Here is a 25,081-nt window from a genome sequence, read left to right on the forward strand (position 1 = left end):
TGCCGGTCAACATGAAAAGTGGCGGATACGAGACTCAGGTTTCCCTGACATCTTATAAACACCTATAAATTGTCATTAATTTGTAACATCTGTGTACTCAGTCAAGGTAATTCCCGTCACGAAAGCTACCCTGAGGCCGGTATCCTGCTGGCAGGACGGAAAATTCTTATCCATTGCCAGCCCACACTTAAGGAATGCTTTCTCCCGGAGGGACGTTAATGCTGAGTCTGTTTAAACCCGCACCCCATATTTCACCGGCAGATCCGGCCGCCATCGATCCGTTATATCGTCGCCTGCGCTGGCAAATTTTTATCGGGATTTTCTTTGGTTACGCCGCTTATTACCTGGTTCGTAAAAACTTTACCCTGGCTATGCCTTATCTGATCGAGCAGGGTTTTTCCCGCGGCGATCTGGGTTTTGCCTTATCCGGAATTTCGATTGCCTATGGGTTTTCTAAATTCATTATGGGTTCAGTATCTGATCGGTCGAACCCGCGTGTATTTTTACCCGCAGGACTGATAATGGCAGCAGTCGTCATGCTGGTTATGGGATTTGTCCCGCTGGCGACATCCGGTATTATGATTATGTTTGTGCTGCTGTTTATCTGTGGCTGGTTTCAGGGGATGGGCTGGCCTCCCTGCGGCCGGACCATGGTCCATTGGTGGTCACAGAAAGAAAGGGGAGGCATTGTCTCCGTATGGAACTGTGCACATAATGTCGGCGGAGGCCTGCCTCCGCTGCTATTTCTGCTGGGGATGGCCTGGTTTAATGACTGGAAGGCCGCATTATATATGCCGGCGATTGCCGCTATCGGCGTAGCCTTGCTGGCCTATGGATTAATGCGTGATACCCCGCAGTCATGCGGATTACCCCCGATAGAAGCCTACAAAAATGACTATCCCGCAGACTATAACGAGAAACATGAAGTTGAATTAACCGCCCGGCAAATCTTTACGCAATATATCCTGCCCAATAAATTACTGTGGTACATCGCGCTGGCCAATGTCTTCGTGTATTTACTGCGCTACGGTATTCTCGACTGGTCTCCGACCTACCTGAAAGAAGTTAAAAATTTTTCACTGGATAAATCATCCTGGGCCTACTTCCTGTATGAATATGCCGGTATTCCGGGAACGCTGTTGTGCGGCTGGATGTCAGATAAAATTTTCAAAGGTAACCGCGGGATCACCGGCGTCTTTTTTATGACACTGGTGACCATTGCCACTCTTATTTACTGGCTTAACCCGCCCGGCAACCCCGGCATTGATATGGCCTGTATGGTGGTGATTGGTTTTCTGATCTACGGACCGGTGATGCTGATTGGTCTGCATGCGCTGGAGCTGGCACCCAAAAAAGCAGCGGGCACCGCCGCCGGATTTACCGGTCTGTTTGGTTACCTTGGCGGATCGGTTGCCGCCAGTGCAATTGTTGGTTATACGGTGGATTTTTTTGGCTGGAATGGCGGTTTTATGGTCATGATTGCCGGCTGTATACTGGCAGTATTACTGTTGCTGTTAACCACGCTGAGTGAAAAACGCCATAAACAGCAACTGATATCATAAAAATCATACTGCGGAGAGGCACTCCATCGCCCGGACAGTCCGGTCAGGACTTGCCCGGGCGATGGCAGGAAGGATCAGTCGCTGTACAGCTTTTCTAAATAACGGGGAACCGCATCTTCCGCATTACTGCCAATCACTTCCAGCCCGGTCAGCAGCGAAGGTAGCCGCTGATGGGCATTTTGCATAATGCAGCCTTTGCCTGCCATGCTCAGCATTTCTTTATCGTTCATCCCGTCACCAAACGCGATACAGTCCTGCAGGCTATAACCTAACCGTCTTGCCACTTCATCCAGCGCATGGCCTTTTGAGACACCTCCGGCCATCACTTCCAGACAGCCGGGCAGGGAGAAACTCACATTAACCCGGTCGCCCCAGCGGGCAATAATCGCCAGCTCAAGCTCAGCCAGTGTCTGATGCTGATCACAGGTAAAAAAGACTTTACTGATACCATCAGTCGCCAGCCCGTCAGGCTGAAATATCTGATAATTAAACTCCGACTCACGGAGGAATTCACGCTCTTTTTCGCTATGCCGACTGATATACCAGTCATCATTGCGATAAACCTGAGTCAGAATATCATCCGAGGTATATTTCAGGCGGTACAGCTCTGACGCAATCGCCGGGTCCAGGTTATGGGCAAAAATCAGGTTACCCGCAAGGTCATGTACCCTCGCTCCGTTCGACGTGATCATATAAGCTTCGATACCCAGCTTCTGCCGCATCTGCGCGACATCAATATGATGGCGGCCGGTAGCAAACACAAAATGAACCCCTTTACGGGTTAACTTTTGCAAGGTATCACGGGTGTAAGCAGACAAAGAGTGATCAGGGGAAAGTAGCGTTCCATCCAGGTCGGAAGCAACAATATGGTACATGAAAACCTCTTTAATTAACGTCAGACCGGAGTTTCCGGAGGTAAGGTATGGCTATCGTCGATGATTAACATCCAAACCGGTCAAAATAGCTGACCGCAAGATTCAGTGCCCGCGCCCGCATTTCATCTTTTTCGAATAATATTTCATGGCGTGCACCACTGATAACCTGCGGCGCTTCCCCTTCACAAGGGATCCCCGCAAGCCGTCGTAATTCACAGAATTGATCCTGCGCCTGATTTTCCACCACCAGATCTTCTTCGGCCTGAATGATCAGCATCGGTGTAGTGATCTGTGCAGCATCGCGCAGAATTTCATGTCCGGCATTAAGACTTTCCCGTACCCAGTGTGCCGTCGGCCCGCCGACCTGTAATGCCGGTTCATCAGCATAAAAACGTAAGTTACGCTGGTAGCGGACCCGGCTGTGGGTCAGCGTATTTACGGCAAAGGGCGGCGCATGCCAGCGCCCCGTACCCAGAGCAAACCCTTCACGTAATCCCGACCGGGTTTCGGTCCAGTTAAGAATTCGTTCTGCCATCCACTCAGGCATCGGCAGCACTATGCCAAACATCGGAGCCAGTAATGCTGCTGCATCAACCAGTTCAGGGTGACGGCGCAGTAACAATGCCAGAATCGCGCCCCCCATAGAATGGGATAGCGCAAACTTTTGCTGATAACGCGTATCGGAAAGAGTGATCTGCCAGAACTTATGCAGGTCATCCACGTAGTCAGAAAAATTCTCTACGTGCCCGCGATGGGTATCTTCCAGCATACGGTCCGATAAGCCCTGCCCCCGGTGATCGATAATAAAGACATCGTAGCCACACTGAAACAGATCATAAGCCACTTCAGGGTATTTGACGTAACTCTCAATCCGCCCGGGGGAAACCATAATCGCTTTATGGTGTTGCGGGGATGTGAAACTGACATAGCGGATATTCAGCCCGCCAGTGCCGGTAAATGATTTCTCCTGGCGGCGACGCCAGAAGTGGAGCAAAGGACCGGTAACAAACGCCGAAAACTCTTTTTCACGGTGCAACCAGCGTTGCGTAAGCTGTTTCATTACTCTCCCTTCGGCGTTTTCTGTGGTCTGGAAAACGGCTGAAATCCCGGTATCGTCTGATGGAATTATAACGTATTCTGTTGTTTCTCTGCTGAAGACTGGAGCGACATCAATGACCTTTGACTGGTGGATCACCTACCTGCTGACCACTACCCTGTTAAGCCTTTCCCCTGGTTCCGGAGCCATTAATACCATGAGTACCGGTATCAGCCATGGTTTCAGGGGCACTCAGATTTCTATTGCCGGATTACAAGTTGGCCTCGCCACCCATATTCTGTTAGTCGGTATCGGCCTTGGTGCTTTATTTTCTCATTCATTAATCGCTTTTGAAATCCTGAAATGGGCCGGTGCTGCTTATCTTATCTGGTTAGGGATACAGCAATGGAGAACCAAAGGTGCTATTGACCTGAATGCGGTGGCGAAAGCAACATCCCGCGGCAGAGTATTTAAACGGGCGGTGCTGGTAAATCTGACCAATCCGAAAAGTATTGTGTTTCTGGCAGCGCTGTTTCCACAGTTTATCATTCCCCATCAGCCCCAAATGCTGCAATATCTGGTGCTGGGCCTGACCACTATCAGTGTGGATATTCTGGTCATGCAGGGTTACGCGTTACTGTCGACCCGTATTTCACGCTGGATACGTGGCCCGCATCAAATGCAGTTACTGAACCGTATTTTTGGCAGTGTTTTTATTGCTATCGGGGTCGTACTGGCAACTGCACGACACAGCCATTAATTATCTGCCGGGTCCGTACCTTCACGGCCCGGCAGCGGGTTTAACCGGATATGATTAAGTGCAGGCCAAAGGCTGTAAACAGTATTCCGCCGGCACCATCCAGCCATTTCGCCAGTTGCTGATATTTGCGGCGCATCCATGGTAAGGCAAATACCGTCGCTACCAGTGTAAACCACCCCAGTGTTTCCAGCAGGATCAGTGCATAAATGCCCCAGCGCTGCATAGTGCTGACATCATCACCGACAAACAGCGAAAAAACACTGCCAAAATAGATCACAACTTTTGGATTCGACAGGTTAGTCAGTAACCCCTTGAGGAACGTTCGCCCCTGCTTCGCCAGCACCGGTGCCGGCTGAACCCTGTCCGGCTGTAAATGCTGACGCCGTGCAGAGCATAATAATTGCCAGCCCATCCATAACAGATACAGCCCGCCGCCCAGCATAATCAGCTGATGCAGCCAGGCCATTTTTGCCAGCAACAGATTCAGTCCCAGCAGTGCCACCGCTGCCCAGATAGCCACCCCCAGTGTCACACCGAGAACCCCCATCAACGCATCACGTGAAGAACGGCTGACGGCAGTTTGTGAAATAAAAAAGAAATCAGGACCCGGGCTCATCAGTGCCAGCAACTGCACAACAGCCAGAGTCAGAAACGACATTAACATGCCGGAAACTCCTCAGATAAATAAAGAAAAACAGGTAGATATTACAAGTCGCTGAGATGTTGTTTAATCATCTGCATAAAGGGCTGGCCGAAACGTTCCAGTTTTCGCTGACCAATACCATTTACACTCAGCATTTCAGAAGCGGAAACCGGTAACAGTTCCGCCATTTCGATTAATGTCGCGTCATTGAACACCACATAAGGGGGAATACTCTCTTCGTCAGCAATGGTTTTACGTAATTTCCTGAGTCTGGCAAATAACTTGCGGTCATAATTGCCTCCGGGCACCCTGCTCATTCCCTGGCGGGGTTTCAGGGCCACCACGCGCGGCACCGCAAGCATCAGCGGATGTTCACTGCGCAATACCGGTCTGGCCGCCTCGGTCAGCTGCAGCGCAGAATGCTGACTGATGTTCTGGGTCACCAGACCCAGATGGATCAGCTGGCGTAATACACTGACCCAATGTTCATGGGATTGTTCACGCCCGATGCCGTATACCGGCAGTTTATCATGTCCGTTATCTTTAATACGCTGGCTGGCCGCACCACGCAGTAGTTCCACGATATAGCCCATACCGAAACGTTGTCCTGCCCGGTAAATGGCGGATAAGGCTTTTTGTGCATCCACCAGTCCGTCATAACGCCTCGGCGGGTCCAGACAGATATCGCAGTTACCGCATGGCTGCTGTCGCCCTTCATCAAAATAATTCAGCAGTACCAGACGGCGGCAGGTCTGCGCTTCAGCAAAGGCACCCATCGCATTAAGTTTATGGCGTTCAATATCCAGCATCGCGCCCGGCGGTTTTTCTTCCAGACAGCGTCGCAGCCAGGCCATATCGGCGGGATCATACAGCATCATCGCTTCAGCAGGCAGACCATCACGGCCTGCACGACCGGTTTCCTGATAATAGGATTCGATATTACGCGGGATATCAAAATGCACCACAAAACGGACATTCGGCTTATTAATCCCCATCCCGAAAGCCACCGTAGCCACTACCAGTTGCAGATCGTCACGCTGAAATGCTTCCTGGACGCTGGCTCGTTGCTGTACATCCAGTCCGGCATGATAGGCACCGGCACTGATCCCGCGGCTTTGTAAACGTGCTGCCGTGTCTTCAACTTTAGCGCGGCTGTTACAATAAATGATACCGCTCTTACCGCGCTGATCCTGAACATAACGCAGTAATTGTTCGGTCGGTTTGTACTTTTCCAGCAGCGTATAGCGGATATTCGGGCGGTCAAAGCTACTGATTTGGATCAGCGGGTCCTGCAACTGCAACTGTTGCAGAATATCATGGCGGGTCGCGTTATCGGCTGTCGCGGTCAGAGCCATAATCCGCAGTTGCGGAAAACGCTGGCGCAATACCCCAAGCGCACCATATTCCGGGCGGAAGTCATGTCCCCATTGTGAGATACAGTGGGCTTCATCGACCGCCAGCATCACCGGTTGCCACTGGCTAAGTGCATCAAGAAAGCTGTCCATCATCAGACGCTCAGGCGCGACATACAGTAATTTTATCCGCCCCTGCCGACAGTCAGCATAAATTTGCTGTTGCTGCTCGCGGGTCTGAGAAGAGTTAAGGCTGGCAGCCATGACACCATTTGCCAGTAACTGATCGACCTGATCTTTCATCAGGGAGATCAGCGGGGATACCACCAGCGTCAGACCTTCGCTAACCAGCGCAGGGATCTGATAGCACAGCGACTTCCCGCCACCGGTCGGCATAACCACCAGGCAGTCCTGTCCGTCAAGAGATGCCTGAATGATGGTTTGCTGGCCGGGGCGAAAGTGCTGATAACCAAAAATATCCCGCAGGATTTGCTGAGCATGATCCTGCTGCGGAATAACTGCCGATGTTGTCACAAATTTCCTGCGCTCTTAATCAGAATAAATCATTTAAAGTAAAACCGACGCCAATCCTGGTCTGGCGGTGATTGTAATCAATCAGTGACTCACCATAACCGCTAAACAGCTGAGTATAGAAACGCACATGCTCTGTGACCGGATAACTCCAGCCAAGTAAGGCGCCACCGAAACCGGTGTTCCAGTTATAGTTGCCTTCAATACTGAAGATACTGTCACCCAGCATATACCCGAGTTTCGCCCGGTAATAGCCCATATACTTAGTAATGTCCGGATTATCGTCACTGCCCGCACTTTCGGGAATACGATACCAGGGCTTGATCTCTGCCAGCATATTACCATTTTTTGCCATCAAACGGGCATATACCCGGTTCCAGCTACGTGAAGTCGGGTCGCTCCGGCCATTGGACTGATGATTGAAACCCAGTTCCACATCACGTAATGTCCAGTTACCCAACCGGTAATCTGTTGCCCAGCCAACAAAAAGCTGTGGTTCATAGTTTGTTTCGCGAAACGGTGACGACGCTTTGGTATTTGAAATCTGCCACCACGAGCGTTGAGTATAAGACATTGCCAGTACCGAATTGTCACCGGCAATCCCGCGCCAGAGAGGGAACGCCAGGCTCAGCTGAAATTTTAATTCATCTTTATTCGCTTTATCTGCCCAGCGGTAGCTGGAAATGGCCGGGGTGTTCATATTACTGGTATCCGTATAGAGCACATAATTACTCTCATAGGGATACAGTAAAAAAGCATTATCATGCTTTTCCAGTAAGTTAGCGATGATACTGCCGCGCACAGCGGGATTATCATGAACCTCGCATATTTTAGCTTCCTTCGCCTGTACCAGCGCAGGCACCAGCAAGGCAGCAGCCATTCCGTAGCCAAAGAAACGCATAATCTATACTCCCGAAGATAGAAAAAAAAACCAAAAACGATGCAGTCACATCGTTAAATGCCAAAAAATGGCCGCTCATATTCACCTGGAAAGCCGATGAATAACAGCATAATATTAGAAAATGACTTAGCCGAATAACCTGCCACAGGTGAATTATGAGCCTGCGTTATCTGACACAACATCAGGCAAGAACCCTGGTCAGTGATATCTTTGTAAACAGTATGCCTTTTAACCGGGCGCTGGGGCTGAAGCTGGAGCATCTGGATGATCAACAGGCCATCCTGACCCTGGAAAATGCGCCATCACTGGTGGGTAATGCCCTGCAAAATATTCTGCACGGCGGTGTCATTGCTTCGGTGCTGGACGTGGCCGCCGGACTGGTTTGTGTTAACCATGCCCTAACCCGCCAGGATATGATCAGTGAAGAAGAACTTCGTCAGCGTATTTCACGGATGGGCACCATTGACTTACGGGTTGACTATTTACGTCCCGGACGCGGAGAGAAATTTATCGCTACCGCACAGCTGCTCCGGGCCGGTAATAAAGTCGCCGTCGGCCGGGTCGAATTACATAATCAACAACAGGACTATATTGCTACCGCGACGGCAACTTACCTGATCGGCTAGCCGGCAGATAATACGGCAACCGTAACCACCTCATAAAACCGCAATAATTATTTTACAGAGTGTCCCGTTAATGCTATCAGATAGCCATTATCTTATTGATTCATTAACAAATACTAGGACTCACCGTTATGAGATTACGTAAACTGCTTTTTTCTCTGTGTACCCTTTCTCTGCTGGTTCTGCAGCCTCTGGCTCAGGCCAGCGAGGTCCAGCCCGCTACGCCGTTATACTCAGGTATCACTGCTGCCGGGCTGGCGCACCGGCAACCCATACACTGGGTATCAGTGGCACAGATTGAGAACAATTTACGGGGCCGTCCACCGATGGCGGTCGGTTTTGATATTGACGATACGGTGCTTTATTCAACACCCGGTTTTTACCGCGGCCAGAAAATGTTTTCACCGGGCAATAATGATTACCTGAATAATCCGCAGTTCTGGGAAAAAATGAATAATGGCTGGGATGAATTCAGTATTCCCAAACAGGTTGCACGCCAGCTGATTCAGATGCATTTACAGCGCGGCGATCAGGTCTATTTTATTACAGCACGAACCCCGACCAGCACCGAAACCGTCAGCAGGATCCTGCAACAGGATTTCTCTATTCCACAGGATAAAATGAATCCGGTGATTTTCAGCGGTTTTCGGGCCGGTGAAAACACCAAAATCCGCTGGATTAAACAGAAAAATATTCGTATCTACTACGGTGATGCAGACAGCGATATTACCGCAGCCCGTGAAGCCGGGGCGCGGGGTATCCGGGTACTGCGGGCCGCAAACTCTTCTTATTTACCACTGCCAAAAGCCGGCGATCTCGGTGAAGAAGTGATTACCGACTCAGAATACTGATCCCTCGTTTTAGCGATTACTGCAGAGCCGTTAACGGCTCTGCAGCCTTTTGCAGGATTCTGATCTTTCTCTGCCCCAGACCAGCACATTCCGCGGCGATCCGGTACTGGTACTGGCAGCTCAGGGGATTGAGGAATATTGTGAAACCAGCGCACAGCAGGCAGCCCGCCAGGCTGCCTGTATAACGGGGCTTATAGCCAGTTACGTCGTTTAAAGTAGAGGTAGGGGGCCAGTGCCGCAAGGATCATCAGTACAATCGCGCCGGGATAACCGAAGCTCCACTTCAGTTCCGGCATGAACTCAAAGTTCATCCCGTAGCTGGAAGCTACCAGGGTCGGTGGCAGGAAAACCACAGAAACTACCGAGAAGATTTTAATGATGCGGTTTTGTTCAATACTGATAAAACCCATCGCAGCCTGCATCAGAAAGTTAACTTTCTGGAACAGGGATTCATTATGCGGCAGCAGTGATTCTATATCGCGCAGAATCTCCCGGGCCTGTTCAAGCTGATTGGCAGGCAAACGGGCTTTTCTGACCAGAAAATTCAGTGCCCGCTGGGTATCCATCAGACACAGGCGGACTTTCCAGCCGATATCTTCCAGTTCAGCCAGTCGCGACAAGGCTTCATCATATTCTTCACCCTGCTGTCCTTCCATAATGACGCGACTTAATTTCTCCAGCGCCGTATAAATATTTTCAATCTCATCCGCCAGCTGTTCGATTTTAGTTTCGAACAGGTCCAGTAACAGCTCAAACGCGTTACCGTCAATCAGGGTCTGATTACGGGCCCGCATCCGGTATAAGCGGAATGCCGGTAACTCACGTTCACGCAACGTAAACAAACGACCGTCACGGATAGTAAAAGCGACGGTCGCATTACCCGCATGATCATCTGCATCTTCAAAAAAGAAGAATGAGTGGATATGCAGGCCGTCTTCATCTTCGAAGAAACGTGCCGATGCTTCGATATCCTCCAGTTCAGGACGTGTTGCCAGGCTCTGTCCCAGCTGTTCCTGAATATAGTCACGTTCCTGTTCTTCAGGTTCAATCAAATCAATCCAGACTGAGGACGTAAGCTGACTATCGTCACTTTCCATTTCCAGACGGGTTAACCGATTGTCTTCCAGTTTAAATGCACTCAGCATAGCAGTACGTACTCCCCATATCTTATATGACGGGACAAGGCTGTACACCGCAGGAAAACCGATGATTGGCACAGCAGGCGCCTGAACACGATAAACCACAGGAATGGTAAATCAGTGCTGGCTCAGATGACGATGATTTACAGAGAGTTACCGATAACCGTCAGGGCTACCGGTAAAAGAGGTTGCCTTAACAGTTTCGCCTGTTGTTCAGGTCTGTGTGCCAGCAGCGACTGGGCGTGTCCAAGGCGTTGTCCTCTGATAATAATAGTGCGCGCATGTTACGATGGGACGAAAAAATCGTCAAGGAAACTACCCGTCCTCAGACGTTTTCCAGCCTTGCATAGGCGGCAACCAGCCACTTTATCCCCTGGCCCTGAAATGCGACCTGCAGGCGACAATGCTCACCACTGCCTTCCAGGTTAACAATAGTGCCTTCACCAAACTTCGCATGCCGGACCCGCTGTCCCAGAGAATAACCGCTGTCATTGGCCGTCACCGGTGCCCCCATTCGCTGGTGGCTGACCGGCCGGCTGACACTGGCCCGTAATCTGACCTCCTCCACACAGTCCTCAGGGATCTCACCAATAAACCGTGACGGGCGGTGATATACCTCTTTACCGTATAACCGGCGACTCTCGGCATAGGTCAGCGTCAGTTTCTGCATAGCACGGGTCACGCCGACATAGGCCAGACGGCGTTCTTCTTCCAGACGTCCGCCTTCTTCCAGTGACATCTGACTCGGGAACATCCCCTCTTCCATGCCGACAATAAATACCTGACTAAATTCCAGCCCTTTCGCAGCATGCATGGTCATCAGCTGTACCGCATCCTGCCATTTATCCGCCTGCCCTTCACCGGCTTCCAGCGCTGCGTGTGACAAAAATGCCTGTAATGGCATCAAATCCTGATCTTCATCCTGATAACTAAACTGACGGGTTGCCGTCACAAGTTCCTCAAGGTTTTCGATACGCGTCTGGCCTTTTTCACCTTTTTCCTGTTCATACATCATCCACAGCCCGGAATCTTTTACTACCCGGTCAGTTTGCACATGCAGCGACAGTTCACTGGTTTCCCGTGACAGTGAGTCAACCAGTTCAATAAAGCGCAATAATGCAGATGCAGCTCTGCCCGCCAGCGCCTTTTCAGACAACAGTTCCCGCGCAGATTGCCAGAGGGTCAGTTGTCTGTCTCGGGCTGCCTGACGCACGACTTCCAGAGTCCGGTCGCCGATTCCCCGGGTTGGTGTATTGACCACACGTTCGAAAGCGGCATCATCATTACGGTTCGATATCAGGCGTAAGTAGGCGAGGGCATCTTTAATTTCCTGACGTTCGAAAAAGCGCATCCCGCCATAAATCCGGTACGGCAGGCTGCTTTGCAGTAACGCCTCTTCCAGTACCCGCGACTGGGCATTACTGCGGTACAGGATGGCACAGTCTGCCAGCGCCCCACCCTGTTCATGCCAGTGTTTAATCCGCCCGACAACAAACCGTGCCTCGTCGAGTTCATTAAATGCACAATATAACGAGATGGGTTCGCCTTCACCGTCTTCAGTCCACAGCTGTTTCCCTAACCGCCCCTGATTATTGGCAATCAGGGTATTGGCAGCTTTCAGGATATTACTGGTAGAGCGATAGTTTTGTTCCAGCCGGATTGTTCTGGCACCGTTAAAATCCGTGAGAAAGCGCTGAATATTTTCGACCTGAGCACCACGCCAGCCATAGATAGACTGGTCATCATCGCCGACGATCATTACTTTGCCACTGTCCCCCGCCAGCATACGGATCCAGGCATACTGGATGTTGTTAGTATCCTGGAATTCGTCCACCAGCAGGTTAGTAAAACGTTCACGATAATGGTTAAGAATATGCGGTTTATTCAGCCATAATTCGTGAGCGCGTAATAATAGTTCGGCAAAATCCACCAGCCCGGCACGGTCACAGGCTTCCTGATAGGCCTGGTACACTTTCAGCCAGGTTTGCTCTACCGGGTTACCGTAGCTGTCGATATGCTTAGGCCGCAATCCTTCGTCTTTTTTACCGTTGATGTACCACATCGCCTGACGTGCCGGCCACTGTTTGTCATCAAGGTTCATGGCCTTAATTAAGCGTTTCAATAACCGTAGCTGGTCTTCACTGTCGAGGATCTGGAAATCCTGAGGTAATCCGGCATCCAGCGGATGTGCGCGTAATAAGCGGTGAGCCAGTCCATGGAAAGTACCAATCCACATCCCCCCCTGGCTGGTGCCAAGCACCTGCTCAATTCGGTGACGCATTTCTGCAGCGGCTTTATTGGTAAAGGTCACCGCCATAATCGAATACGGGGAACAGTTTTCGACGGTCAGTAACCAGGCAATACGATGAACCAGCACCCTGGTTTTACCACTGCCCGCCCCGGCCAGTACCAGCAAATTACTGCGCGGTGCCGCAACGGCTTCACGCTGGTTATCATTTAAACTGTTGAGCAGATCAGAAACGTCCATAGGCACCGCGAATCAGGAGAATTTAACTGTATATTTTTACAGCCATTATACCAGTGTAGTCAGGGAATCCAACCGTGAAATTTCCATGTGTGGTAACAGGCGTGCATCACAGGCTGTCATCAGGTTACGCCGGAACGGGTTAATCCAGCAGGACTGAAACCCGCTGAGCAGCGATCCGGCCACATCCGTAGTTAAATCATCGCCGACATGCAGAATTTCACCGGCCGGTAACCCCAGATGACTGGCCGCCAGCCGGTACATATCCTGCGCTGGTTTCGCCCGCCCGTCAGGGCCGGCCCGCAGTATAAAACGAAAGTAGCCGGCAATGCCCATCAGTTGCGGGTCGGCATTACCGTTAGTGATCGCGGCCAGCGGAACACGCTCAGCCAGGTATTGCAGCGCGTCATGGGTACTCTGCGGCATATGGACCTGACTGCGCCAGGCGGCAAATACCGACATCACATGAGATGCCCCTTGCTGACACAGCTGTTCAGATAATCCGTGCTTTTGCATCAGCAGGTATACAGATTTTTCCCGCCACAGGGTCACATCATGTACGCTGTCTGGCTGATGATATTTAATCTCTTCACGTGCCAGCTCATAGTCTGACAGCGTCACGTTTTGCAATACCGGATGAAAATCCTGTAATGCCTGATGAGTCTTCTCGACCGTAGTCAGGATAACATCGCTGTTTTCATACAGCGTATCATCCAGGTCAAAGGTCATGGCACTGACAGTGCCGGCTGGCCGGTAAAAACGCATTATTTTTTTCCTCGTTTCGCTCGGGGATGTGCAGCATCATACACAGATGCCAGATGCTGAAAATCCAGGTGCGTATAGATCTGGGTAGTGGACAGGCTGGCATGGCCCAGCAGTTCCTGCACCGCACGTAAATCGCCACTCGATTCAAGCATATGAGTCGCAAAGGAATGGCGTAATTTATGCGGATGAATATGACTGTTCAGTCCCTGGCGGATGCCCCAGCCGGCAAAGCGTTTTTGTACATTTCGGGCCGAAATACGTTTCCCCTGCATCGAGAGAAAAACCGCATCGTCCTGCGGCCCGAATAAATCGCGCATCTCCAGCCAGCGCTGCAGCCATTCACAGGCAGTACGTCCCACCGGTAAACGACGTTCTTTGCTGCCTTTGCCTGTTACCCAGACTTCGCCCTGCTCCGCATCGAAATCGCGACAATCAAGACTGACTAACTCAGATAAACGCAACCCTGCACCGTACATCACCTCCAGCATGGTCCGGTCACGAACCGACAGGGGATCATTGAGATCAATGTCCAGCAGTTGCCCCATCTCATCAACATCAATATTTTTCGGTAAATGGCGTGACGTTTTTGGTGTGGCAATACCTTTGGCCGGATTCGCCGGCAACAACCCTTGCCCGACCTGCCAGTCGAGAAAGCTACGCAAAGCCGACAAACGCAGGGCCAGGCTGGTCGCCTGTAACCCGTTTCGCCGGCTTCTGGCTGCGAGTGCGCGCACATGAGCTGGCTCAAGCAGCGACCACTGCTGAAGGCCCATCTCATTGATCATTTCTGTCAGCGCTGCCAGTTGGCGCTGATAACTGGTCTGTGTCAGCGGACTAAGTTGTCGTTCCACTTTCAGATAGCGCAGAAACTGGTCAACCGGACTCTGTAGCGTTACGGGGATCGGGGTATTCATCGCCGGCTGATCCAGCGTGTCAGTAACGCAGGCAGCATACCTGCCAGATACTCCAGTAATTCGGTGCCCATACCGGGGTGGTAATGCTGTTTATCACGACTACTGAAAATCAGTACCCCGACATCTTCATTTTCGCCCATCAGCGACATGGCAACTGAACCAATCGCTTTCGCTTCCGGCAGCAACAGTAACAGCTCTGGGCCATTCAGCGGGCCCAGATAATGCTGTCTGCGTCCCAGCCGCTGAATACGCAGTGAATCAAAGGACTGGCGGGATAACCCGAGATGGGTAAATTCTGAAGGCGCTCCCGTTTGCCAGTGTTCCGTGAATAACCGCACACTGGCCCCGGCCAGCCCCAGATTCCTGGCCCAGCGATGTAACCGGCTCAGCATCTCCGTTAAACTACCGGCACTGGCCAGATGAGACTGCAATGACAGCAGTTGTCCGAAGAGTTGCTGATTCGCCGTGGCCTGCTCCATCAGCAGGGTGATTTCTTCTTCAAGAAGCCGGATATGGTTACGCTGACGAGCCATATGCCATTCCACCAGCGAGGTACTGCCGCGCACCGGATGCGGTACCTGCATCTGTTCCACCTGCCGCGCATTACGGATAAAGAAATCGGGGTTCAGGCGCAGATAATCACTGACCGACTGATCGTCAGTCATCACAGAATTCAGTAACTCCTGGTCTTCATCTGATTTCATAAATGAATAAATCCGTCATAGACATGTGTTGCAGGCCCCGTCATATATAACGGCGTGCCCGGTCCTCCCCACGTAATATGCAGGCTGCCACCCGGCAGATCGACCCGGACTTTATCTGCCAGCAGGCCTTGCTGAATTCCGCTGGCGACTGCTGCACAGGCACCGCTGCCGCAGGCCCGGGTTTCTCCTGCCCCGCGTTCAAAAACACGTAACCGGATATGCGCCTCAGAGACCACTTCCATAAACCCGACATTTACCCGTTCCGGAAAACGCTCATGGCTTTCCATTTGCGGGCCGATAAGTTCAACCGCCGCGGTTGTAATATTGTCGACCTGAATAACACAATGCGGGTTGCCCATCGATACGACGCCAAACATGATGGTTTGCTCCTGCAACCGCATTAAATAGAGATTTTCTGCTTTATTGGCGCGAAAAGGGACATTACCGGGCTCGAAATCCGGCTCGCCCATATTGACCCTTACCAGCTCATCACTGGTCACACTGAGCGTCATTCTTCCGGTCTGGGTACTGACACGAATATCGCTTTTGTTAGTCAGGCCTTTAAGGCGGACAAACCGGGCAAAACAACGAGCGCCATTACCGCACTGGGCGACTTCACTGCCATCGGCATTAAAAATACGATAATGAAAATCCAGCTCGGGATCATAAGGAGGTTCGACAATAAGTAACTGATCAAACCCGACCCCGAGATGGCGATCTGCCAGCCGGCGAATGAGTTCCGGCGAAAAGAATACATTCTGAGTCACTGCGTCAACGACCATAAAATCATTGCCGAGGCCGTGCATTTTAGAAAACTGCATGTTTTGCTCCGCCGGTGATCGGTTAGTTACGGTGCCACTGTGCCCGCTGGCGCTGCCGCATCAGTTTCCGAGGTGTTTACCGGGGCTGTTTGCTGCTGTTCCTGCTGTGTGGTTTCGGTTTTAGGAAAGTAAAGGGGGCCTTTCAGACCGCATCCCGTCAGTACCGCAGGGATCACGATTAACGCCAGCCAGCCGAACATTTTCTTCATCTTGATTACACTCATTCTGTGCTTTTTCCTGTTCACTTATCATCGCAGTTGAACAAGGAAAAGCAACAGAAAATCCCTGAATTCGCATAAGCTGCTTAATATCTGATCCCTGCCGCGCCAGACAATGATTGGCAAACAATATCAGCGCGCTATACTTTGCCAAAAACACGGGAGCTATGATGAACGACAGTGAATTTCACCAACTGGCAGACCAATTGCTACTGGCCGTCGAAGAACGTCTGGATGCGCATGAGGGCGATGCTGATATTGATTATGAAACCCATGGCAGCGTAATGACCCTGAGTTTCGACAATGGCACTAAAATTGTCATTAACCGTCAGGAGCCATTGCACCAGGTCTGGCTGGCGACCAAAACCGGTGGATACCACTTCAGCTATCAGTCACCGATCTGGGTATGTGACCGCACCGGCAGTGACTTCTGGCACCTGCTGGCTGAAGCCTGCAGCCTGCAGTCCGGTGAAAAATTCAGCTTCTGACCGGCCAGTGACGGTCCCGGCGACAGACCGCGGGCCGTTATGCTTTAAAACAGGTTTCGGGAACGCGGCAGCACGTCACGACTGAATTGCGGCGAAACATCTTCTGCCACTTCATCATGAGAGACAGAACGAAACGGCAGCACCCGGCTTTTACCTTCATCCGTGACCAGCTGATAAAACTGGGGCAGATTGAAATTCACGAAGCTGGATCCACAGGTAAAACGATCGTGAGAGGAAGAGTAAAAACGACTGACATCACGCACCAGCTCTTCACGACTTCCTTCACAGTGACGATAGACCTCCACCCGGTTACTTTCATCCAGGATATAAATACTGAAGTCATCCGACTGCGGGTTATTTTCGAAAAAAAACTGAATAATTCCTTCACTGGCATAGCCATTAACCACTGCCGGAACATCGGCCTGCAGTGAATCCACCTTGATCGACAGGCCATGCAGTTTGTTATTAGAAATGGCCCCGTAAAACTCCACAGCATTCTCCAGTTTCTGTACCGACACACTCATCCGCTCGAAAAAGACTCCCCAGGTATCACCAGCCAGCCGCAGGGCTTTAAAGCGGCCCGGTTCCTGGCGGGTACTGGACAGACGGATATCAATACATTCAGAGACCAGCTGCTGCACACGGGTACGGATCAATCCCCGCAAATGCTGGCTATAACAAAAGACGTCGACCGCATCCGGTGGTAATGCATCCTGATGCATTTTTCCCAGAATGGTTTTCAGTGCTTCGATCATCGCCTGCTCACCACTGAAATGCAGTGTGCGAACCTCGTTCCACGAATTTCGATACAACAGATCAATACTGCCGATCAGACAACGTTGCTGCTGGCCGAAACTGAAAACATCCAGTTTACGGAAATCAAAATGTACCACCTGATTACGAAATTCCGCTGTCGGGTCATATTCCAGATTCACCAGAATCGCCAGGTGTCGGATCTCGCACGGGCTGTACAATGCTTTCGGCGTCGGTGCCGGAACCCGTAACGGAAACTGTTGTGATATATCGTTAACCACTTCCTGTAAACGTCCGGCATCACAACCGCCATTCCCTTTAATATGCAGTCGTGTCTTACGGGTCTGCAGACCATTAAACCATGCCCATGCCACCAGTTTTATCAGGTAACGGCTGTATTCCAGTGGCTGGTGACTGATAATGGAGTCCATATCCGGCGACTGATTATATAAGTACCAGCCAGGACGGTTAGCCCGCCCTTCAGGCACATGAATAAACGTCAGGTTTTCTTCCGACAGATCCGGTGAGATCTGCGGGTTCACCAGGATCACTTTACCTGGCAGGGCCTCAAAAGCCGCATACAGCTTACGGGTCAGTACCCCGATATCCTGAGGACTGGCACTGACACTCAGATTATTGCGCCGCGCAAAACGGATAAGGTTACGATAACTCTGCATCATCGCATCCAGTAATTCGTTATGGGCTTCACGCACCTGGTCAATTTTCCAGCTGGCACGGCTGTCGAGCATCTGCAGACGCTGACTATCCCAGCCCCACTCTCTGACCATCTGGCTAAGTATTTCACGCCGCCACAGAGAACGGCCCCCGGGCCGTTCCACACTGAGTTTTTCACAGGCCTTCAGATAGAAGCAGCGGCGAACCAGATCCAGTCGCGCAGGATCATCAATGTCCTGTAAATAGCGAGTCACTTTTTCCAGCATCATGCAATAAGGGTCGAGCCCGAAGCTGACAATCTCACCATCATGCAGCCGCTGTTTAATGTCCATCGCCAGCAGACGGGTGTCGGGATATTCACGGGTATAGGATTCGAGCAGCAGTGTTTTCAGAACCGCTTTATAGGGAGAGTCGATACTTTTATACAGCTGCCACAGACTGGCACCGAAATATTCTTCGGCCGACAGCGTGCCTAATCCACCTAAATCCAGCCATTCATTAGGGGTCAGTACCCCGCCAGCGTACAACGACATCACATAATCGTCGTAATTAGCTTCTTCTTCACCCGGCACCATATTCCACAGAATACGCTTGCCCGCCAGTCTCACAGCAGAACGGTAGAATTCATCAAGTAATAAAATATGCTGGGTGCTGCCGCAATCTTCAGCCCCGAGGTTACCACTTTCGTTATGACGGAAACGGTTCTCATCAATCAGAAAAAAAGTGACTTCAATTCCCAGAGAGATGCACCACTGGCCAAGAAGATGACATTTTTGCTGTAACTTTTGTCTTTCGTCGCTATCCAGCCATGACTGGTGACATACCCAGATATCCAGGTCGGACAAGCCATTCTGCCCGACCGATGAGGTACTGCCCATCGAGTAAACACCGGTGATAGGTGCCTCACCACTGGAAATATCAGGCAGATGAAGGGGTCTTCCGGCAAGCTGGTTCAGTAAGGTCTGCTGATTATCTTCAGGCGTAAAAAAACTGATACCCTGTGGTACATGACCCTCAAGGTAGCCTGGCAGCATAGGATGATGATACTGCAATAATGCCGGCAGCAAACTATACACCTGTCTGAATGCAGGTCCCATAGCCGCTTTTGCCCGATCAACACGCAGTTGATTAATGGCATCCAGCCTCTGTTTCAGAGTCTCAATATAAAGGTACAAGAGGTTTCGCCTGCTTCTTCCGGTAATTAAGCACTGTTGTTCCCAGGGCACACCTGTATTCTCACCAGCCGGGCAGATACCGGCTGCGGACAATAGAGATGATTAGCCTTTCATCCTTTGCTGACTAAACGCAACAACTGCGTCGCCTACTTTATCACCTTTCATGCTGAAATCTTACTATTAGATGCGGACAGCCCTGACCCGCGCCCCCTGGTCAGCGCCAGAGTCCCCGTACGGATTTCATCGCCGAAGCCTGCCACATTTGTCGTTTAAATGATAGGATGATTAACAAACGATAAAAACGGTTAATGACATGTCTGATAAAATTATTCGGATCGCCACAAGGCAAAGTCCGCTTGCGCTCTGGCAGGCGCACTATGTTCAGCAACAGTTAGTCGCAGCCCATCCCGGTTTACAGGTTGAGCTGGTACCTATGGTCACCAAAGGTGATGTTCTGCTGGATACCCCGTTATCCAAAGTCGGTGGCAAAGGATTATTTGTCAAAGAGCTGGAACTGGCGATGCTGGAGAACCGGGCAGATTTGGCTGTCCATTCGATGAAGGACGTACCGGTTGCTTTCCCTGAGGGGCTGGGGCTGGTCACCATCTGTCAGCGTGAAACTCCCCTTGATGCCTTCGTTTCTGAAAAATATGCCACCCTTGATGACCTGCCTCAGGGGGCAGTGGTCGGTACTTCCAGTTTGCGTCGCCAGTGTCAGTTGAGTGCACTGCGTCCCGACCTGACAATCCGTTCCCTGCGGGGTAATGTCGGTACCCGGTTGTCAAAACTGGATGCCGGAGAATACGATGCAATTATTCTGGCGGCTGCAGGCCTGAAACGCCTGGGATTAGAATCCCGTATCCGCAGTACACTGCCGGCCGAAGTTTCACTGCCGGCTGTGGGCCAGGGAGCGGTCGGTATTGAGTGCCGGCTGGATGACGCCCCGCTGATCGCCCTGTTACAGGCGCTGAATCACCGGGATACAGAAACTTGTGTCCGTGCTGAGCGGGCAATGAACACCCGGCTGGAAGGCGGCTGTCAGGTACCTATTGGCAGTTTCGCCCTGTTACAGCCCGGCGACCAGTTATGGTTACGCGGACTGGTCGGGACGCCGGATGGATCGAAAATGATCAGTGCCGAACGCCGTGGCCATCGCGATCAGGCTGAACAGCTGGGCATTGCCCTGGCGGACGAACTGCTGGAACGTGGTGCCGGAGAGATATTACGCGAAGTTTATCAGGGCCAGCCTCCCGTATGACAATTCTGGTTACCCGCCCTGAGCCTTCGGCATCGGCGCTGGTTGCCAGATTGCGTCAGACCGGCAAGCACGCATGGAGCCTTCCGCTGATTGACTATACCCCCGGCCGCGGCCTGGGGTCACTGGCACAGCAGTTGCTCAGTTTGCATAACGGTGATCTGCTGTTTGCTGTATCACACCAGGCAATCAGGTTTGCCGCGCCGGCAATAGTACAAAGTAATACTGCATGGCCGGCCGGGCTCGACTATTATGCTATAGGGCGGCGGACTGCACTGGACTTACACCAGGCCAGTCTGCAGAGAGTGAACTATCCTGAAGGCAGGGCCACCAGTGAAACACTGCTTAATCTGCCTTCACTCAGAGAACTCTCCGGCAGACGTGCTCTGATATTACGCGGTAATGGCGGACGTGATTTACTGGCAGACACATTACAACAACGCGGTGCGCAGGTAGAGCTGTGTGAATGTTATCAACGGATAGCTTGCCAATATCGGGGCGCGGAAGAAGCCGTCCGCTGGCGCAGACAAGGAATTACCACGCTGGTAGTGACCAGCGGTGAAATGTTGCAACTCTTATATTCGTTGTTCCCGGCAATTGACCGCCGCGAATGGCTATTACACTGCCGGCTGGTTGTCGTCAGTGAACGTTTAGCTACCCTCGCCAGTGAATTAGGCTGGCATTCAGTGACGGTAGCTGATGGTGCGGATAACGATGCGTTGTTACGCGCGTTACACTGAAATTAATATAATGGGATGAGCCAAAATGACGGAACACAAAGACCCCTCCGCCATACCTGAAGTGACCCCTCCGGAAGCACAGCAATCCCCGGCAGAGGAACAAACAACTTCAGTAGCAAGGAATAGCGGAACCACTTTAGCCATTGTGGCCATTATCATTGCCCTGGCAACAGGTGCCGGAAGCTACTGGTATATTAAACAGCAGCAGAGCCTGAACGCTGAATCAGAAGCCGGACTGAGTGATAAACTCACTCTGTTACAGCAGCAGACCACATCCGGACAGCAACAGCTTTCGGCACAGCTGACCACCGCCACACAGGCTCTGCAGGACGCCCGTCTGCGCCAGGACACGACTGACAAAGAACTGAACACGTTACGTGAAAAAGTCACATCACTGACCGGAAATGACAGTAACAACTGGCTGATAGCCCAGGCTGATTATCTGGTGAAACTTGCAGGACGCAAACTGTGGAGTGACCAGGATGCCACAACCGCCGCTGCACTGTTAAAAAGTGCCGACAGCAGTCTGGCTGAAATGAATGACCCGAGCGTTCTGAATATACGTCGTGCCCTGATGCAGGATATCAGTGCGTTGTCGGCCATCAATCAGGTTGATTATGACGGTATCATTCTGCAGCTTAACCAGCTGGCAAATGGTGTCGATAATCTGCGTCTGGCGGATAACGAAGACAACAGTAATCCGATGGATCAGGACAGTCACGAACTCTCAGGATCCTTAGCCCACTGGCGCGAAAATCTGGCCAAAAGCTGGCACGATTTTATGGATAATTTTATTACTATCCGCCGCCGCGACAATACTGCTCAGCCGTTACTGGCCCCTAATCAGGATATTTATCTGCGGGAAAATATTCGTTCCGGACTACTGATCGCGGCCCAGGCAGTGCCCCGCCATCAGGAAGAAATCTATAAACAATCCCTGGAAAGCGTATCGACATGGGTACGTGCCTGGTACGACGTCAACGACCCGGCGACGAAAGCATTTTTAGCGCAGCTTGATGCTCTGGAGCAGCAGACGATTGCTATGGATATCCCGGATACCCTCTCCAGCCAGCCTCTGCTGGATAAATTAGTACAAACCCGTGTCCGCGGACTGCTGAACCAGCCTGCTGCGGCAGCCAGCCAGCAGGGAGGCTGATATGTTAAAAGTACTGATATTGTTTCTGCTGCTGCTGGCAGGAGTGATTCTCGGCCCCCTGCTGGCCGGACACCAGGGATACGTGCTGATACAAACGGACAACTGGAATATTGAAACCAGTGTTACCGGGCTGGCTATTATCCTGATCCTTGCATTAGTGGTTATCCTGGCTGTCGAATGGCTGCTGCGGCGGATACTGCGTACCGGAGTACGTACCCGTGGCTGGTTCAGTGGCCGTAAACGTCGCCGGGCGCAACGCCATACCCGTGATGCATTGATTAAACTGGCAGAAGGTGATCACCGGCAGGTAGAGAAATTACTGTCACGCGATGCGGATCATGCTGCCGACCCTCTGGCAAACTATCTGCTGGCGGCGGAAGCGGCCCAGCAACGCGGAGACGAAATCAGGGCGAATCAACACCTGGAACGCGCTGCTGAGGTCTGTGCTGATAACCAGATCCCGGTAGAAATTACCCGCGCCCGTATTTTGCTGGCCCGTCATGAAGATCATGCTGCCCGTCACTGTCTTGACCGTTTACTGGAAGTTGCACCGCGCCATCCTGAAGTATTACGGCTGGCAGAGCAGGCTTATCTGAATACCGGGGCATGGCGCGCATTACTGGATATTCTGCCGTCAATGGAGAAGTCACAGGTTACGACTGAGCAGCACCTGCAGGATCTCCGGCAACGGGCCTGGCTCGGCATGATGAACCAGGCGATGGCAGAACAGGGTAGCGAAGGTCTGAAGCAATGGTGGAAAAATCAGAGCCGTAAAACCCGCCAGGATACTGCCCTGCAGGTGGCAATGGTTAATCATCTGATCGAATGCAACGACCCGCAGATGGCACAGGAAATTGTGCTGGCCGGGCTGAAACAACAGTATGATGAACGTCTGATTCTGCTGTTACCACGAATCAATAGTCCGGCACCGGAACAGCTGGAAAAAGTATTGCGGCAGCAGATCAGACAGCATGGTGCTACCCCCTTGCTGAACAGTACTCTGGGGCAGATGCTGATGCGCCAGGCTGAGTGGCAGCAGGCGGCAGATGTTTTCCTGAAGGCTCTGGAACAGCGTCCTGATACCTTCGATTACGCCTGGCTGGCTGACTGTTATGACAAGACAGGCCGCCCCGAACAAGCCGCAAAAATGCGCCGTGAAGGTCTGTTACTGACTCTCAGGCAGAATCCGGACCAGTAATCAATGTCATCCCTAAAAAGCGCCGCTCAGGGCGCTTTTTTATTGCAGTCAAAAAAAACACCTGCAACAGGGCAGGTGTAAAATCAGGTCGATAGACAACAGCTGATACCAGACTCAACGTAATATCTGAAACTCTCATCAATAAATTGTGAGAAGGCAGATAACAGGTATCGGTAAAGGGCTCTGCATCATTCCAGGGATTATGTTGCCGGGCGGCAGACATAAAAAGCAGAATGAGCATCTGCGCTGCGGTCATTGCAGAAACTATGCCAGCAGAATAAATAAAGGCTGCAAAAAAATAACACTTTGATTTTAAATAAATAAAAAATAATTTTTTGATAACGAAGATTCTTTATCAGCAGTCCGGAGAGCTGCAGGCGTCGTCGTACAACGACAAAAAATCCTTTTTATAAATATCTCATAGAATAACATAATGATAAGTGTCTTCTTCTGGCGACAGCCACTGATAAATACTGTTGTTATCCGCCAGCAAAGGATACTCAGCAGACATAGTCACCGGGTTTACCGGCTGGTCATATTTCAAAAGGATAACAACCATGTACAAAGTGATTGGTATTTCGGGCAGTTTACGCAGTCACTCTCTTAACAGTCTGTTTCTTCGGGCGATGGCACTGATTAGCCCGCAGGAGGTTCGCTTTGAAATCAGCACGACTCCCGGCAGTCTCCCTCTGTTCAACCCTGACCTGGAATATCAGCCCCCTGCCAAAGTCAGGCTCTGGAGACAGGAATTACACAACGCTGATTTAATTCTGATTGTTAGTCCGGAATATGCACACGGTGTTTCGGGTGTAATCAAAAATGCTCTCGACTGGCTGGTCAGTAGTGGTGAATTGCTGGATAAACCTGTCGCTCTGCCGAACCTGTCACCCGTAACTGATCTTGCATGGGGGCAACTCAGGGAGACTGTCACCGTCATGGGGGGAATATTATCTGAGGCCTGCAGCCCGACAGCAACGCTGGCAACCCGCTATGTATTACCGGGTGTCACGGCGGAGGAGCTGGCCAGCAGCCCTCTGACGGGCCCGCGTCTGCAAAAGTTATGGCTGGAGATAATCCGGGCTGTGCAACAGTCGTTATCATTGGCGTAATGCTTGTGCTGATATGCAATATGTCCATCCGGCGGGGTTCTGTTCGCCATTACGTAACGTCATTTTTTGCTGCCCCGCTGCGGGCGACCAGGCAAAGGGCGCAATGGCCGCGCCCTCTGCACTCAGGGCCTGTGCGGCAGATCGTTCCGCCGCTGCGCGGTACCTTCGGTTATTCCCGGCCGGGGCTGTGGTGTAACGCTTGCGCTGATATGCAATATGTAAACCCGGCGGGGTTCCGTTCGCCATTACGTAAAGTCATTTTTTGCTGCCCCGCGGCGGGCGACCAGGCAAAGGGCGCAACGGCCGCGCCCTCTGCACTCCGGGCCTGTGCGGCAGATCGTTCCGCCGCTGC

General features: G+C 51.5%; 24 protein-coding genes. 10 read left to right on the plus strand and 14 right to left on the minus strand.

Going from position 1 to position 25,081, the window contains the following annotated elements; all coding sequences use genetic code 11:
* Window positions 1-218: 218 nt before the first annotated feature.
* A complete protein-coding gene (gene glpT, locus JK216_RS15380) occupies window positions 219-1,562 on the plus strand; it encodes a glycerol-3-phosphate transporter (protein WP_212708209.1) in 1,344 nt (447 codons plus the stop codon).
* A 74-nt stretch (window positions 1,563-1,636) separates the two neighbouring features.
* On the opposite strand, the gene yigL is transcribed toward glpT, so the two are convergent.
* Window positions 1,637-2,437: a sugar/pyridoxal phosphate phosphatase YigL gene (yigL, locus tag JK216_RS15385; RefSeq protein ID WP_212712070.1), complete on the minus strand. Its 801-nt coding sequence runs from the start codon at window positions 2,435-2,437 to the stop codon at window positions 1,637-1,639.
* 64 nt (window positions 2,438-2,501) lie between these two features.
* Window positions 2,502-3,497 carry a lysophospholipase L2 gene (gene pldB, locus JK216_RS15390; RefSeq protein WP_212712071.1) on the minus strand — a complete coding sequence of 332 codons (996 nt, stop codon included), beginning with the start codon at window positions 3,495-3,497 and terminating at the stop codon, window positions 2,502-2,504.
* Between the two features lie 112 nt (window positions 3,498-3,609).
* Between pldB and rhtB the strand changes: the two genes are divergently transcribed.
* Window positions 3,610-4,233 (plus strand): homoserine/homoserine lactone efflux protein, encoded by a 624-nt coding sequence (gene rhtB, locus JK216_RS15395; RefSeq protein ID WP_212708206.1) that lies wholly within the window; start codon window positions 3,610-3,612, stop codon window positions 4,231-4,233.
* Window positions 4,234-4,273: 40 nt separating this feature from the next.
* Here the strand turns inward: rhtB and rhtC are convergent, their stop codons facing one another.
* Genes rhtC through pldA form a run of 3 tightly spaced genes read right to left on the minus strand, consistent with a single transcriptional unit; the run spans window position 4,274 to window position 7,660 of the window.
* On the minus strand, window positions 4,274-4,897 hold the full coding sequence (gene rhtC / locus JK216_RS15400) for a threonine export protein RhtC (protein ID WP_212712072.1): 624 nt from the start codon (window positions 4,895-4,897) through the stop codon (window positions 4,274-4,276).
* Window positions 4,898-4,938: 41 nt separating this feature from the next.
* Window positions 4,939-6,762 carry an ATP-dependent DNA helicase RecQ gene (gene recQ / locus JK216_RS15405; protein ID WP_212712073.1) on the minus strand — a complete coding sequence of 608 codons (1,824 nt, stop codon included), beginning with the start codon at window positions 6,760-6,762 and terminating at the stop codon, window positions 4,939-4,941.
* Between the two features lie 19 nt (window positions 6,763-6,781).
* On the minus strand, window positions 6,782-7,660 hold the full coding sequence (gene pldA / locus JK216_RS15410) for a phospholipase A (protein WP_212708203.1): 879 nt from the start codon (window positions 7,658-7,660) through the stop codon (window positions 6,782-6,784).
* 155 nt (window positions 7,661-7,815) lie between these two features.
* Between pldA and JK216_RS15415 the strand changes: the two genes are divergently transcribed.
* Window positions 7,816-8,286 carry a thioesterase family protein gene (locus JK216_RS15415; protein ID WP_212708202.1) on the plus strand — a complete coding sequence of 157 codons (471 nt, stop codon included), beginning with the start codon at window positions 7,816-7,818 and terminating at the stop codon, window positions 8,284-8,286.
* 128 nt (window positions 8,287-8,414) lie between these two features.
* Complete coding sequence (gene aphA / locus JK216_RS15420; RefSeq protein ID WP_212708201.1) at window positions 8,415-9,134, plus strand: acid phosphatase AphA; 720 nt, start codon at window positions 8,415-8,417, stop codon at window positions 9,132-9,134.
* A 191-nt stretch (window positions 9,135-9,325) separates the two neighbouring features.
* Here aphA and corA read toward each other — a convergent pair whose 3' ends face one another.
* From corA to JK216_RS15455, 7 genes are all read right to left on the minus strand, one after another.
* On the minus strand, window positions 9,326-10,279 hold the full coding sequence (gene corA / locus JK216_RS15425) for a magnesium/cobalt transporter CorA (RefSeq protein ID WP_212708236.1): 954 nt from the start codon (window positions 10,277-10,279) through the stop codon (window positions 9,326-9,328).
* Between the two features lie 319 nt (window positions 10,280-10,598).
* On the minus strand, window positions 10,599-12,761 hold the full coding sequence (gene uvrD / locus JK216_RS15430; RefSeq protein WP_212712074.1) for a DNA helicase II: 2,163 nt from the start codon (window positions 12,759-12,761) through the stop codon (window positions 10,599-10,601).
* A gap of 45 nt (window positions 12,762-12,806) precedes the next feature.
* Window positions 12,807-13,523 (minus strand): 5-amino-6-(5-phospho-D-ribitylamino)uracil phosphatase YigB, encoded by a 717-nt coding sequence (gene yigB / locus JK216_RS15435; protein ID WP_212708199.1) that lies wholly within the window; start codon window positions 13,521-13,523, stop codon window positions 12,807-12,809.
* On the minus strand, window positions 13,523-14,437 hold the full coding sequence (gene xerC / locus JK216_RS15440) for a tyrosine recombinase XerC (RefSeq protein WP_212708198.1): 915 nt from the start codon (window positions 14,435-14,437) through the stop codon (window positions 13,523-13,525). Before xerC ends, yigB begins: the two co-directional genes overlap by 1 nt.
* Window positions 14,434-15,141 carry a DUF484 domain-containing protein gene (locus JK216_RS15445; protein WP_212708197.1) on the minus strand — a complete coding sequence of 236 codons (708 nt, stop codon included), beginning with the start codon at window positions 15,139-15,141 and terminating at the stop codon, window positions 14,434-14,436. The genes xerC and JK216_RS15445 overlap by 4 nt, the downstream gene beginning before the upstream one ends.
* Entirely contained in the window at window positions 15,138-15,962 is an 825-nt protein-coding gene (gene dapF, locus JK216_RS15450; RefSeq protein WP_212708196.1) for a diaminopimelate epimerase, read from the minus strand. The genes JK216_RS15445 and dapF overlap by 4 nt, the downstream gene beginning before the upstream one ends.
* 26 nt (window positions 15,963-15,988) lie before the next feature.
* Window positions 15,989-16,186 (minus strand): lipoprotein, encoded by a 198-nt coding sequence (locus JK216_RS15455; RefSeq protein WP_249213174.1) that lies wholly within the window; start codon window positions 16,184-16,186, stop codon window positions 15,989-15,991.
* A 164-nt stretch (window positions 16,187-16,350) separates the two neighbouring features.
* On the opposite strand from JK216_RS15455, the gene cyaY reads away from it, so the two are divergent.
* A complete protein-coding gene (gene cyaY, locus JK216_RS15460) occupies window positions 16,351-16,668 on the plus strand; it encodes an iron donor protein CyaY (RefSeq protein WP_212708234.1) in 318 nt (105 codons plus the stop codon).
* 44 nt (window positions 16,669-16,712) lie between these two features.
* Here the strand turns inward: cyaY and JK216_RS15465 are convergent, their stop codons facing one another.
* Entirely contained in the window at window positions 16,713-19,271 is a 2,559-nt protein-coding gene (locus tag JK216_RS15465; RefSeq protein WP_212712075.1) for a class I adenylate cyclase, read from the minus strand.
* 313 nt (window positions 19,272-19,584) lie between these two features.
* Between JK216_RS15465 and hemC the strand changes: the two genes are divergently transcribed.
* The 4 genes from hemC to hemY are packed head-to-tail and all read left to right on the plus strand — an operon-like array spanning window position 19,585 to window position 23,620.
* A complete protein-coding gene (hemC, locus tag JK216_RS15470; RefSeq protein ID WP_212708194.1) occupies window positions 19,585-20,529 on the plus strand; it encodes a hydroxymethylbilane synthase in 945 nt (314 codons plus the stop codon).
* Complete coding sequence (hemD, locus tag JK216_RS15475) at window positions 20,526-21,266, plus strand: uroporphyrinogen-III synthase (RefSeq protein ID WP_212708193.1); 741 nt, start codon at window positions 20,526-20,528, stop codon at window positions 21,264-21,266. Before hemC ends, hemD begins: the two co-directional genes overlap by 4 nt.
* Before the next feature lie 25 nt (window positions 21,267-21,291).
* Complete coding sequence (hemX, locus tag JK216_RS15480; RefSeq protein WP_212708191.1) at window positions 21,292-22,422, plus strand: uroporphyrinogen-III C-methyltransferase; 1,131 nt, start codon at window positions 21,292-21,294, stop codon at window positions 22,420-22,422.
* 1 nt (window position 22,423) lies between these two features.
* The gene (gene hemY, locus JK216_RS15485) at window positions 22,424-23,620 is read left to right on the plus strand and encodes a protoheme IX biogenesis protein HemY (RefSeq protein WP_212710819.1); all 1,197 of its coding nucleotides are present in this window, start codon (window positions 22,424-22,426) and stop codon (window positions 23,618-23,620) included.
* Here hemY and JK216_RS15490 read toward each other — a convergent pair.
* Window positions 23,598-23,876, minus strand: a complete 279-nt coding sequence (locus JK216_RS15490) for a hypothetical protein (protein ID WP_212708184.1) — start codon at window positions 23,874-23,876, stop codon at window positions 23,598-23,600. The genes hemY and JK216_RS15490 overlap by 23 nt on opposite strands.
* A gap of 301 nt (window positions 23,877-24,177) precedes the next feature.
* On the opposite strand from JK216_RS15490, the gene JK216_RS15495 reads away from it, so the two are divergent.
* On the plus strand, window positions 24,178-24,729 hold the full coding sequence (locus JK216_RS15495; RefSeq protein ID WP_249213175.1) for an NADPH-dependent FMN reductase: 552 nt from the start codon (window positions 24,178-24,180) through the stop codon (window positions 24,727-24,729).
* Window positions 24,730-25,081 lie beyond the last annotated feature (352 nt).

The sequence above is a fragment of the Tatumella sp. JGM94 genome, assembly GCF_018257595.1.
Classification (GTDB): Bacteria; Pseudomonadota; Gammaproteobacteria; order Enterobacterales; family Enterobacteriaceae; genus Tatumella; species Tatumella punctata.